Annotated in this window: 13 protein-coding genes and 2 pseudogenes; 8 read left to right on the top strand and 7 right to left on the bottom strand. The window is 53.3% G+C overall.

Translation table 11 applies throughout. The features are described 5' to 3' along the window. Window positions 1-52 precede the first annotated feature (52 nt). Entirely contained in the window at window positions 53-1,234 is a 1,182-nt protein-coding gene (tsgA, locus tag WC1_RS03065) for an MFS transporter TsgA (RefSeq protein ID WP_003023593.1), read from the bottom strand. A 264-nt stretch (window positions 1,235-1,498) separates the two neighbouring features. Between tsgA and ppiA the strand changes: the two genes are divergently transcribed. From ppiA to WC1_RS25140, 6 genes and pseudogenes are all read left to right on the top strand, one after another. Next, window positions 1,499-2,071 (top strand): peptidylprolyl isomerase A, encoded by a 573-nt coding sequence (gene ppiA, locus WC1_RS03070; RefSeq protein ID WP_003023595.1) that lies wholly within the window; start codon window positions 1,499-1,501, stop codon window positions 2,069-2,071. A 106-nt stretch (window positions 2,072-2,177) separates the two neighbouring features. Beyond that, a complete protein-coding gene (locus WC1_RS24155) occupies window positions 2,178-2,345 on the top strand; it encodes a YhfG family protein (protein WP_003023597.1) in 168 nt (55 codons plus the stop codon). Beyond that, entirely contained in the window at window positions 2,335-2,937 is a 603-nt protein-coding gene (locus tag WC1_RS03075; RefSeq protein WP_003023599.1) for a putative adenosine monophosphate-protein transferase Fic, read from the top strand. The genes WC1_RS24155 and WC1_RS03075 overlap by 11 nt, the downstream gene beginning before the upstream one ends. 31 nt (window positions 2,938-2,968) lie before the next feature. Beyond that, the gene (gene pabA / locus WC1_RS03080; RefSeq protein WP_003837945.1) at window positions 2,969-3,532 is read left to right on the top strand and encodes an aminodeoxychorismate synthase component 2; all 564 of its coding nucleotides are present in this window, start codon (window positions 2,969-2,971) and stop codon (window positions 3,530-3,532) included. An 85-nt stretch (window positions 3,533-3,617) separates the two neighbouring features. Then, window positions 3,618-4,835: a bifunctional acetylornithine/succinyldiaminopimelate transaminase gene (locus WC1_RS03085; RefSeq protein WP_003847953.1), complete on the top strand. Its 1,218-nt coding sequence runs from the start codon at window positions 3,618-3,620 to the stop codon at window positions 4,833-4,835. A 4-nt stretch (window positions 4,836-4,839) separates the two neighbouring features. Next, window positions 4,840-4,938 (top strand): annotated as a pseudogene (locus tag WC1_RS25140) (hypothetical protein); the annotation flags it as partial. Here WC1_RS25140 and WC1_RS03090 read toward each other — a convergent pair. Beyond that, window positions 4,931-7,018 (bottom strand): YccS/YhfK family putative transporter, encoded by a 2,088-nt coding sequence (locus tag WC1_RS03090; RefSeq protein WP_016151089.1) that lies wholly within the window; start codon window positions 7,016-7,018, stop codon window positions 4,931-4,933. The pseudogene WC1_RS25140 and the gene WC1_RS03090 overlap by 8 nt on opposite strands. Window positions 7,019-7,069: 51 nt before the next feature. Beyond that, window positions 7,070-7,702, bottom strand: coding sequence for a cAMP-activated global transcriptional regulator CRP (crp, locus tag WC1_RS03095; protein WP_000242758.1), 633 nt, complete (start codon window positions 7,700-7,702; stop codon window positions 7,070-7,072). Window positions 7,703-8,008: 306 nt separating this feature from the next. On the opposite strand from crp, the gene WC1_RS03100 reads away from it, so the two are divergent. Then, entirely contained in the window at window positions 8,009-8,413 is a 405-nt protein-coding gene (locus tag WC1_RS03100; protein ID WP_003023611.1) for an OsmC family protein, read from the top strand. Window positions 8,414-8,511: 98 nt separating this feature from the next. On the opposite strand, the gene WC1_RS03105 is transcribed toward WC1_RS03100, so the two are convergent. From WC1_RS03105 to WC1_RS03120, 4 genes and pseudogenes are all read right to left on the bottom strand, one after another. Continuing rightward, window positions 8,512-9,381: a phosphoribulokinase gene (locus WC1_RS03105; RefSeq protein ID WP_016151088.1), complete on the bottom strand. Its 870-nt coding sequence runs from the start codon at window positions 9,379-9,381 to the stop codon at window positions 8,512-8,514. A 53-nt stretch (window positions 9,382-9,434) separates the two neighbouring features. After that, a complete protein-coding gene (locus tag WC1_RS03110) occupies window positions 9,435-9,653 on the bottom strand; it encodes a YheU family protein (protein WP_003023615.1) in 219 nt (72 codons plus the stop codon). Further along, a pseudogene (locus WC1_RS03115) lies at window positions 9,650-10,718 on the bottom strand (hydrolase). The gene WC1_RS03110 and the pseudogene WC1_RS03115 overlap by 4 nt, the downstream one beginning before the upstream one ends. 35 nt (window positions 10,719-10,753) lie before the next feature. After that, window positions 10,754-11,473, bottom strand: a complete 720-nt coding sequence (locus tag WC1_RS03120) for an NUDIX hydrolase (RefSeq protein WP_003847950.1) — start codon at window positions 11,471-11,473, stop codon at window positions 10,754-10,756. 191 nt (window positions 11,474-11,664) lie between these two features. Here WC1_RS03120 and prs point away from each other — a divergent pair, with 191 nt between their 5' ends. Further along, window positions 11,665-12,525, top strand: a complete 861-nt coding sequence (gene prs, locus WC1_RS03125) for a ribose-phosphate diphosphokinase (protein ID WP_016151086.1) — start codon at window positions 11,665-11,667, stop codon at window positions 12,523-12,525. Window positions 12,526-12,533: the final 8 nt, after the last annotated feature.

The following is a 12,533-nucleotide window of genomic DNA, read 5'->3' as shown; positions in this document are numbered from 1 at the left end:
TACCATCCGGCAGTGTGTAGACCGGGCTAGCGAAGCGCCCCCGACACTGAGATTAATGCGTTGCTGGCGCGTTATGCTGGCGATGACGCGTGACGAAGCCAAGAATAAAGCACATTACGAATACAACCGCATACAAGCCGTTAGCCGTCTGCAATGCCGCCTGCGGGCCGCTATGTGCCACAATAGGGCCGGTTACCACGAAGGTGAGCATAGTACCAATGGTGCCGCAGGTCAGAACGAAGTTAACCAGTTTGGGTGAGGCGACCTTCGTCTGCTGGGAGCCAAGGGTAATGATGGTGGTATAAATCGCGCTGGAGAAGAAGCCCAGCGTCAGAATGAACCACGGCATATGTTCCGGCGTACCCGTGATAAACAGATACATCAGTACGGTGGCCAGACCCGCCAGTACGGTCAGGATGCGTTGCAAATCGAAGAAACGCAGAATGAAGCTAAACGCCCACATGCCAACCATGTAAGACATCCAAAAGTCGCTGACCAGTTTACCTGCGTCGTTCAGGCTCATACCCAGGCTTTTGGCGTATTCCGGAACCCAGGAGATAAAGCCCAACTGACCGAGGATGTAGCACAGCGCGGCGATCGCCAGAAACAGCACGCCAATCCCCCATTTTTCTTTTACTACCGGCGCGTCTGACTGCTGAGCGTGTTTACCCAGTGCCGGAAATTCACAACCGAAGGTCAGCAGGAAAATAGCGACGTATACCAGGCCGATGCAGGCATAGACCCAATACCATTCGATGCTGCGCGCTAACAGGAACGCGGCAACCATCGGGAAAATCATCCCGGCCATGCTGAAGAAGGAGTCAGTAAACAGCAAGCGGGAACCGCGCTGGCGACCTTCGTACATTTGAGTTACCAGGAACGTACCAATCGACATGGTTATACCGCTCACAAGACCCAATACAAACATGGCGGCAGAGAACAAGGCCAGGCTATGGCTGAGCATCAGTCCGGCGACTGCCAGTACCATCAGGATAAAGCCGAAGCGCAACTGGGTTTTCAGGGGCACGATTTCCATTAGCCATGCATTCAGAAAGATAGAGATCAGAATGCCGGCATTCAGGAAGGTGAAGGTGTTACTCATACTGGAAACGGGCAAATGGAAGTAATCTGCGATGTTTCCCATCACCATCCCGGTGACAATTACCAACGCACCTGTCAGGGCGTAGGAGAGAAAGCTAATCCATGTGAGCTTGATGCGATTGCTGTTAGTCATGACTGGCCTGTATAGAAGTGTAAGGCGCATTGACTGCGCCGTGAGCGGGCAGATTTTAGGCGCTTTTGTGATGTATTTAAATATTTATTGGTAATGACTTTGTTTATTACATTTTTGTATGTGATCTAAATCACATTGATTCATGCGGCAGTAAGGTTACATTTGTTTCAAGTACGTAAAATTAGGTAAAGGGATGGCCTTGTCCTTGAAGGCTCTTTAGAATCAATTCACTTGCTTCATTTCTGCTCTTGTTAAGGAATTCTCATGCTCAAATCGACTCTGGCGGCTGTTGCAGCTGTTCTCGCTCTTTCTGCTCTCTCTCCCGCAGCACTGGCAGCAAAAGGTGACCCTCATGTTCTGCTGACAACCTCTGCTGGTAACATTGAGCTGGAGCTGAACAGTCAGAAAGCCCCGGTTTCAGTGCAAAACTTTGTCGATTATGTCAACAGCGGTTTCTATAACAACACTACGTTCCACCGTGTGATCCCTGGCTTCATGGTGCAGGGTGGCGGTTTTACCGAGCAGATGCAGCAGAAGAAACCTAACCCGCCAATCAAGAATGAAGCCGATAACGGACTGCGTAATACCCGCGGCACGATTGCTATGGCGCGCACTGCGGATAAAGACAGCGCGACCAGCCAGTTCTTTATCAACATTGCAGACAACGCTTTCCTCGATCACGGCCAGCGCGACTTTGGCTATGCTGTCTTCGGAAAAGTTGTGAAAGGTATGGATGTCGCGGATAAGATCTCTCAGGTACAGACCCATGATGTCGGTCCATACCAGAATGTTCCGTCAAAACCGATTGTTATCCTTTCTGCTAAAGTTCTGCCGTAATCGTATCTCGCGCGGGTAGTTCTTGCCCGCGTTCCCCCCTCTCTCTGCGTAACCCGAAATTGCTGCTTATACTTGTGGCAAGTGTCGGCTCATTCAGGGAGGTCACGTGAAAAAACTCACCGATAAACAAAAGTCCAGGCTGTGGGAACAGCGGCGAAACGCCAATTTCCAGGCCAGCCGACGGCTGGAAGGCGTAGATATTCTACGGGTTACTCTGAGTGCTGAAGACGCTCTGGCGCGTCTTGAAGAGCTGAGGAGGCACTATGAGCGATAAATTCGGTGATGGTCGCGACCCGTATTTATATCCGGGCCTGAATGTCATGCGTAACCGTCTGGGGATTCATCAGGCGCAGCGTTTGGCGCAGGCGGCTTATGAACTGACGGCGCTGCGTGCGGCGACTATCGAATTGGGGCCGCTTAAACGGGGCTTACCGCACCTGTGCGCCATTCATCGCCAGCTGTATCGGGATATTTTTGACTGGGCGGGACACCTGCGCGAAGTCGATATTTACCAGGGCGATACTCGCTTTTGCCATTTCGCCTATATCGAGAAAGAGGGCAATGCACTGATGCAGGACCTGGAAGATGAGTCCTGGCTGGTGGGATTACCGGAAGACAAGTTTGTCGATCGTCTTGCGCACTATTATTGCGAAATCAATGTGCTGCATCCGTTTCGCATTGGTAGCGGTCTGGCGCAGCGTATTTTCTTCGAACAGTTAGCGATTCATGCAGGGTATGTGCTGAGCTGGGATGGCATTCCGGTTGAGGAGTGGAATCAGGCTAATCAGAGCGGGGCGATGGGTGACCTGTCTGCACTGCGGGCGATATTTCGTAAAGTGGTAAGCGAAGCACCGGAAACTGAGTAGAATAGCGCGGTTCTTATGTACCGGAGCCGCCATGATCCTGCTTATCGATAACTATGATTCTTTCACCTGGAACCTGTACCAATACTTCTGCGAACTGGGGGCAGATGTCCTTGTCAGGCGCAACGACGAGTTGACGCTGGCGCAAATTGACGCGCTGAGCCCGCAAAAAATCGTCATTTCCCCGGGACCCTGTACGCCGGATGACGCCGGTATTTCGCTGGAGGTTATTCGCTATTTCTCAGGGAAGATCCCACTGCTGGGCGTTTGTCTGGGGCACCAGGCGATGGCGCAGGCCTTTGGCGCGACCGTGGTTCGGGCGGCGAAAGTGATGCATGGTAAAACGTCGCCGATTACGCATAACGGGCAGGGCGTTTTTCAGGGGCTCGCCAATCCATTAACGGTAACGCGCTATCATTCTCTGGTGGTCGCTCCCGAAACCCTTCCTGACTGCTTTGAGGTGACCGCCTGGAGTGAAACGCAGGAGATCATGGGTATTCGCCACCGGGAGTGGGATATGGAAGGGGTGCAGTTTCACCCGGAGAGCATTCTCAGCGAACAGGGGCATCAGCTGCTGGCTAATTTCCTCAACCGGTGATTTGTGGTTGCTATTCAGTGATTTTTTATTCATATTTTGTGATTATAATTTCACTAGCATTTCTGCTTAACGGGGTGGTAATGACATGGCAACTGAACAAACTGCAATTACACGCGCGACATTCGATGAAGTGATTCTGCCGATTTATGCACCGGCTGAGTTTATCCCGGTAAAAGGGAAAGGGAGTCGAGTATGGGATCAACAGGGTAAAGAGTATGTTGATTTCGCGGGCGGCATTGCAGTTACCGCGTTAGGGCATTGTCATCCTGCGCTGGTTGAGGCGTTAAAAACCCAGGGTGAAACCCTGTGGCATACCAGCAATGTTTTCACCAACGAACCTGCGTTACGCTTAGGTCGTAAACTCATTGATGCGACTTTCGCCGAACGCGTACTGTTCATGAACTCCGGTACCGAAGCTAACGAAACCGCCTTTAAGCTGGCGCGCCACTATGCCTGCGTGCGTCATAGCCCGTTCAAAACCAAAATCATTGCCTTCCATAACGCGTTTCACGGCCGCTCGCTGTTTACCGTATCCGTCGGCGGGCAGCCGAAATATTCCGACGGCTTTGGACCAAAGCCGGCAGATATCATCCATGTCCCGTTTAACGATCTGCATGCGGTCAAAGCGGTGATGGACGATCACACCTGCGCGGTGGTGATCGAGCCTATTCAGGGCGAGGGTGGTGTTACTGCGGCAACGCCGGCATTCCTGCAAGGCTTGCGTGAGCTCTGTGATCAGCACCAGGCGCTGTTGGTATTTGATGAAGTACAGAGCGGGATGGGGCGTACTGGCTCACTGTTTGCCTATATGCACTACGGCGTGACGCCGGATATCCTCACCAGCGCCAAGGCGCTCGGTGGCGGTTTCCCGGTGAGCGCGGTGCTGACCACCCAGGAGATTGCCTCCGCGTTCCACGTGGGTTCACACGGCTCCACATACGGCGGTAACCCGCTGGCCTGCGCGGTTGCGGGAGCTGCGTTTGATATCATCAACACGCCGGAAGTGCTGGAAGGTATTCAGGCCAAACGCCAGGCGTTTGTTCAGCATTTGCAGAAAATTGACCAGCAGTTTGACATTTTCAGCGACATTCGCGGTATGGGACTGCTGATTGGCGCTGAACTGAAGCCGCAGTTTAAAGGCCGGGCGCGTGATTTCTTGTACGCCGCGGCGAATGAAGGCGTGATGGTATTGAATGCCGGACCGGACGTGATGCGTTTCGCGCCGTCGCTGGTGGTGGAGCAGACTGATATCGATGAAGGGATGCAGCGCTTCGCGCAGGCCGTGGCGAAAGTGATGGGTTGACGGATTGCCGGATGGCGCTACGCTTATCCGGCCTACGGATCACACCTTACTCTGTAGGCCGGATAAGGCGTTTACGCCGCCATCCGGCAACTCTCTTAACCTTTCATGTCCCGCAACCGGCGGCTCAGCCAGATCCCATGGTGCGGTCGCTGACGCCATGCTACCGACGAAATGGTATGCATGGTGTTCAGATGCCCTAAAACCCGCTGCAGATGCTGCTCAAGGGTGCTTAAAGGCCCATGGGACAGCATCTCTGGCGCTTCGAGAATATTCACATCGCCGGAGCTTCCGGGACCGTCATATTCTAGCCGCTGCTGACAGCGCTGGATCGCAATTTCACAGGACTCCAGATACCGCTGCGCCAAATCCGGCGTCAGCATCGTATGTTCCCTTGCCAGCGTAGTCATTGCGTTGATGTGTTCGACGATGAACTGGCTATGCGTAACCCACAGTTTCATGTCCGCCAGGTAGTGCGAGTTGAACCCTGGCTCCTGCATCGCCTGGTTCAGCGAGTTGAACAGCGTGTTATGCGCCTGGTTGACCCGCATGCGTTGATACGCCAGCGGTGTGGCCTGGGGATCGTGGCTAAGAATCAGGCGAATGGCCTCCTGATCGGCTTCTAACGCATCGTGGGCGTTTTTACGCAGTAAACCGCTCTGCCACTGCGGCCACAGCCAGAGCATCCCGCCAAAAGCGATCAGGCAGCCAGTGATCGTATCGATAAACCGCGGCACGATAAACTGTTCCCCGTTCAGCGTCAGCAGTTGCAGGGTATATACCGCGGTGACCGTAAAGCCGACGGTAGCCCAGCCGTAGTTTTTGCGGATGGTCAGATAACTCACCAGGGTTATCAGCAGCATGCCTGCCAGCGTGTAACCTTCCTGAATATGAAAGTGCAGCGTGACGCCGGCGATCACCAGGCCGACGAGCGTCCCTACTGAACGGTGTAAGATACGTACCCGGGTTGCCCCGTAGCCATTTTGCGTGACGAACAGGATTGTCATCAAAATCCAATAGGGTTTTGGCAGGTGTAAGGCGCTGCCCATCAGGCTGGCAATGCTCAACATGACGCTGATGCGTCCGGCATTACGCAGCGCCGGGGATTTCAACGACAAATAGCTTTTCAGGGCAGGGATCAGCGGCAGCCGACGCTGCTTGTCAGCCATTAAATCACGGGCATACAGTGGTCGCTGGGTGCGTAGCACACGGGCAATACGGCTGAAGTGCCAGTAGCAAAATTGACCCACCGGATTGTCCGGATGCTGGTTGGCGATTTTCTCCAGCGTGCCAATCTGCTTTTCCATTGAGAAACGGGTCGGTAAGCGGTGATACAAAATATCATCGGCCAGTACGCGAAGGCGTTCGGCGACGGTGCGCGCATTCCAGCGAATCACTTGTTCGGCGTGGCTACGTTCGACCAGCTTTTGCACCTCTTCCGGCTGGTGGAGGCTAACGGAAATATGTTCCTGTAAATCGAGCGCCTCCTGAAAGGCACGTAGCAGGCGCTTATAATCGTTGTTGCGATGCGCCGACAGCATATGCATTTGCTGATAGCACTGGGTAATTAAATCCACCGCTTTTTGCTGGCGCACCAGCAGGGGAGGCAGCGCTTTTTCTGGGTCGGCATGCTGGGTCAGCATGCTGTACTTGGCCTCACAGTAATCGGCTAATTCGCGGTACAACAAGCTAAGCGACTCACGCAGCGGCTGCTCGCGCCACATCCAGAACCAGAACCAGTTGAACAGACCGTACCACAATGTGCCCAGCGCGTAGATTAGCAGCGGCTCCCAGACGGGCATGTTACCTGCCAGACTGAGTGTGAAAATTGCCGCAATAAGCGAGGCAGGTAGTAGTCGCGCATGCAGAGGGCCTAATTCTGCGGTTACACCAAGAATCAGCGTCAGGCCGGTGAGGATCAGCGGTAGCGGTATAGTCTGTGCCAGCAGTAATTGCATGATCAGACTGCATCCGGCAAACAAAGACGCGCCAATCACTAAGCGTTTGAAAAAGCGCTTATGCGGAGTATCAAGACCGGCAATATTGCAGCAGGCAGGGACGAGGGAAAAGAGGAGTCCCAGATGAAGCTGACCGATGATCAGACCGACGGCCACAGGTAAACATAGCACCAGCGTTTGTCGTAGTGCGTAGTTGATCTCTGGGTGGTATATCAGTCTTCGCCACATCGGAGCAAACAAAAGTGGCGCATTACGGGGTAACGCGCCACTTCGATGGGGTTAACGTGTGCCGTAGACGACGATGGTCTTACCGTGTGCGGAGATCAGGTTCTGATCTTCCAGCATCTTCAGAATACGACCGACGGTCTCACGGGAGCAGCCAACGATCTGGCCGATTTCCTGACGGGTGATTTTAATCTGCATGCCGTCCGGGTGGGTCATCGCATCAGGCTGTTTCGCCAGATTCAGCAGAGTCTGCGCGATACGACCGGTAACGTCGAGGAAGGCAAGGTTGCCCACTTTTTCAGACGTGACCTGCAGACGGCGAGCCATCTGAGAGGACAGGCGCATCAGAATATCTGGATTGACCTGGATTAATTGGCGAAATTTTTTGTAGGAAATTTCAGCGACTTCACATGCAGTTTTAGCACGGACCCAGGCGCTGCGTTCCTGACCTTCTTCGAAGAGGCCTAATTCACCAATAAAATCGCCCTGATTCAGATAAGAAAGGATCATTTCTTTCCCTTCTTCATCTTTGATCAGCACTGCCACTGAGCCTTTAACGATGTAGTACAACGTTTCCGCTTTTTCACCCTGGTGAATCAGCGTGCTCTTCGATGGGTACTTATGAATATGGCAATGAGACAAGAACCATTCGAGAGTCGGGTCTGTTTGCGGTTTGCCAAGCACCATGCGCGGTTATCCTCTGTTATAAGCTGTCTCCAGAGCCAAAAAACATCCTGTCTCTGGGTTTGCAAAAATGTGCTTCCCGCTACCTGGGAAGGGGGCTGTCAATACGTGCGACGGCCTGTAATGTGATGTCCTCTGCATACATGCAGTACGTCAATGTATTACTGTAGCATCCCGACTGTTTTAGCATAGCTTTCGCCGTGTGTCTCCTGGTGTCTCGCTTCAGCATGACGCAGGTCGCCTTCCGTTGCGAGATTTGTTGTGTGCGCGTAATCTGTCAGGAAAATTGATGCATCGGAGTAATAAAATATGCAAGCACGTGTTAAGTGGGTTGAAGGGCTGACCTTCCTCGGTGAGTCCGCTTCTGGCCACCAGATTTTGATGGACGGTAACTCCGGTGATAAAGCGCCGAGCCCGATGGAAATGGTCTTAATGGCTGCGGGTGGTTGCAGCGCAATTGATGTGGTGTCGATCCTGCAAAAGGGTCGTCAGGATGTGACCAACTGCGAAGTGAAGCTGACCTCCGAGCGTCGTGATGAAGCGCCGCGCCTGTTTACCCATATCAACCTGCATTTCATCGTAACGGGTAACGATCTGAAAGATGCGTCCGTCGCACGTGCGGTCGATCTTTCGGCGGAAAAATATTGCTCCGTGGCGCTGATGCTGGAAAAGGCGGTGAACATTACCCACTCCTATGAAGTGGTTGCCGCGTAATTGCTGATGCCGGATGGCGGCGTTGCCTTATCCGGCCTACAAGGTGATGTTGAATCGTAGGCCCGATAAGCGAAGCGCCATCGGGCGCTTTCCACATATCACTCTATCTTTTTGCCTTCCATCAGTCGCTGCACCAGCGGCAGCATAATCAATTCCATCGCCAGACCCATTTTTCCGCCCGGTACGACCAACGTATTGATATGAGAAATGAATGAGCCCTGCAGCATGGCCAATAGCCACGGGAAGTCGATCCCTTCCAGATTACGAAAATGAATCACGACAAAGCTTTCATCGAGTGACGGAATGCTCTTGGCGGCAAAGGGATTAGAGGTATCGACGGTTGGTACGCGTTGGAAGTTGATATGCGTACGGGAAAACTGTGGTGTGATGTAATTGATGTAATCGTCCATTGAGCGCACCACCGAGTCCATCACCGCTTCACGCGAGTGTCCACGCTCGCTGGTATCGCGGGTCAGCTTCTGGATCCACTCCAGGTTCACGATCGGCACCACGCCAACCAGCAGATCGACATGCCGGGCCACATTTTGCTGAGGGGTGACAACGCCGCCGTGCAGTCCCTCATAGAACAGGACATCCGTCGGTTCAGGCAGCGGCTGCCAGGGCGTAAATGTCCCCGGAACCTGATTCCACGGTACGGCCTCATCGTAGGTGTGCAGGTATTTACGCGACTGACCTTTGCCCGTCAGGCCGTATTCAATGAAGGTTTGCTCCAGCAGACCGAAGTCGTTAGCTTCGGGGCCGAAATAGCTGATATGCCGCCCGGCATCGCGTGCTTTGCGAATCGCCATGTCCATTTCCGGACGGGTATAGCGGTGAAAACTGTCACCTTCCACCTCGGCGGCGCGCAGGTTTAACTGCGCGAAAATTTTACGAAACGCGAGGCTGGTGGTGGTGGTCCCCGCGCCGCTGGATCCTGTTACCGCAATCACCGGATGTTTGGCAGACATAACAACTCCATGAAATGGTTGTAATTATAGTAAAGTCGGCCGGCGGCTACGGATTACTCGTGAATCTGCTTCCTCGGCATAATGTTGACCGTTTCATGCAGTTCGGACCACACCAGCACGGCTTCACCTGATTGTAGTTGGCGTTTGACGTCGGCGACTTTTTGTTCGAGCGAGCGTTCATGTTCACCGTAATCGGTGCCTTCACGCAAGACAAAGCTTTCAATCAGATTGTCCAGCGCGTCCGGAGAGATATCTTGCCATGGGATAATCATGATGACGCCTCCAGATACGTTGTCAGCCAGTCCGGGATTCTTGATTCCAGCCACATCTCAGGACGGCGCACTGTGCCACCAATAAATCCGACGTGGCCGCCATGTTCAGTCAGCTGATATTCCACCTGCGAAGGCAGATTTTCCGGTTTCGGGATCACGTGATGATCCATAAACGGATCGTCTTTAGCATGGATAATCAGCGTTGGTTTGGCGATCCGATTGAGCAACGGCATGGCGCTGCATTGGCGGTAATAGTCTATAGCATCGGCGAAACCGTGGATTTTGGCGGTGATCAGATCGTCAAAATCGCGAATGCGGCGCAAAGATTTCAACTGGGCCAGGCTTACCGGCAGCGAACCGGGATACGCCTCAAGCTTACGCGAGGCGTTGGCTTTCAATAAATTGAGCAGGTAGCGCTGATAGACACGGGAAAAGCCCTTGTCCATATGGTAGCTACAGGCTTCGAGCACGAAAGGCGCAGAAACGATAACCGCTGCATCTATCGGAATATTGTTGCCTTCTTTTGCCAGCAGACAAGCCAGCATGTTTCCACCGAGTGAATAACCTACCGCGGCGGTCGGTGCGCGACCGAACTCACGTTCCAGCCAGTGTAAAAACCAGGTGCCATCTTCTGTTTCACCGGAGTGATAAATACGGTTCAAACGATTGGGCTCACCACTGCAACCGCGAAAATGCATTACCACGCCCAGCCAGCCGCGCTTTTGTGCTGCTTCAATCAGGCCATGTGCGTAGGGGCTGTTCAGACTACCTTCCAGACCGTGAAAAACCACCAGGCGCGGTTTGTGTTTCGCCTGTTGTGGATCTTCACTCCACGCCAGATCGACGAAATCACCGTCGGGCAATTCCAGACGCTGCCAGTGGGCGTCGAACTTCACCTTACGGCGAATTAATCGCGGCAGCATCGTCTGCAGATGGCGGTTACTGATACCGCGCATCGGGCGGAATTCTCGCGAATCGTCGGTAGATGGGGTCATTTCTGTGGACGTGATTTCAACCATAACACCGGAGCAATTAATAATCGGAAAGAATAACTATACCGCGCACAGCGAGTGCGGGTTAGCCAATATGTGATTTTGTCGCTAGTCAGTCAGCAGGTTACGCGAGAAAAAATGAAAATCGACGTTAGGTTTACGTCGCCACAGACGGGCTTTACGCGTCCCTGTCGCCACGCTTTCTCCAGTATCTTCAAACATTCCTGACGCTTCAAAGCGACGAATCAGACTTTTACGCTGGATCGACTGACCGAGGATCACCTCAGTGGCTTCGAGTAGTTGCCCATGGGTAAATGTTTCCGGCAAGCAGTACACTGGCAGGAGCGAGTACATCGTTTTTTGCCGCAAGCGATGCAGCGCCGCTGTAATGATTTTCTCGTGATCAAACGCGAGTGAATAGTTTTTCAACTCATCAACCGGCACCCAACGGGCATTGCTGACGCTGGCGATATGGGGCGCGCAGTCTACCCAGGCGATTAGTGCAAACCAGGTGACCGTCAGGCTCCAGCCGCGCGGGTCACGATCAGGCCCGGAAAAGGTATCCATTTGTTCCAGCCACGAAGGCGAAACACCCGTTTTTTCAGTGAGCTTGCGCAGCGCGGTGGCACGGGTTGAATCATCGTTTTCGATATCAATAAAGCCGCCGGGTAATCCCCAACGTCCTTTTTGCGGCTGCATTGCCCGCTCGACCAGTAATACGCACAGCGCCTGCTGATGCAGGGTAAATAACGCACTATCTACCGTCACCAGAGGTGAAGGGAAGCGGCTGGCGTCGTACTGATTCAGGTAGTCGGCTTCGGTGGTCATAAGGTACTCACGATGATTTGTAACGCTGATAAGTGTACCAGCCCGGCACCGGGGGGCAAGGTTCGTTTTTTCTCATTATTTATCAGTTGATTAACTAACAGCTTAAAAATAATTCATTTTCTGCTTGCCTAATATGTGTCTTAGAGACATTATTAATTGTGTCGAAGGGACACAATTAAGGGGTGAGCGCGATGAACATAAAATTGACACTAACTTTGGACGACCAGGTCTATGCCGTTGCCAGCGGTGTTTTTCCTGATGGTGCTGTCTGGTTAAAAGTCACCGATGCGTTGCCAACCTTTGCTCGCCTGATGCGCATCCGTGCCACGGCTATGCGCGATATGAACGATTTTATGCTGCTGGCGCAACTGGTTGAGGCAGTCCGTCATCAGACCGATGTACTGGTCAGCCATCTCGACCTTCCCTGGCTGCCGTGGGCGCGTCAGGACAGACATATGGTATCGGGTGACAGCTTTGCGCTGAAAGTCTTCGCCAGTCAGCTCAATACGTTGAAATTTGACAAGGTCAACGTGCTCGACCCGCACAGTGACGCGGCGGCGGCTGCAATCGACAACTTTGTGGCGATCCCCCAGGAGGTTTGCCTGATGCAAAGCGCGTCATTATCGCGGCTGTTTCAGCAAAACGCGCTGATGTTGGTTGCTCCCGATGCAGGATCGCTGAAGAAGATTGATGCCGTAGCCAGAGCGGCCGGTGTGGAGCAGTACGCCATCCTGAGCAAAAAACGTGATGTGGCAAGCGGCAGCCTGACGGGATTTGCGTTATTGGCCGGAGACGTCAGGGGGAGGGATCTGCTGATTGTCGACGACCTGTGTGATGCTGGCGGCACCTTCATAGGTTCTGCGCAGGTGCTACGTGATGCCGGTGCCCGCAGCGTTAGCCTGTACGTCACCCACGGGATCTTTTCTAAGGGCGTTGAACACCTGTTTGCTAACGGTATTGACGCCATCTACACCACCACTTCTTTAGCTGCCCCGATGCTGGAACATCCGCAGCTTGAACTTATCGATATTGACGCGATTTACCGCGCCTGAGGGAGAGA

It is taken from the genome of Citrobacter sp. KTE30, assembly GCF_000398825.1.
GTDB lineage: Bacteria > Pseudomonadota > Gammaproteobacteria > Enterobacterales > Enterobacteriaceae > Citrobacter > Citrobacter freundii.
The sequence above is the reverse complement of the archived record's forward strand: the minus strand, read 5'-3'. Positions and strand labels throughout refer to the sequence as shown.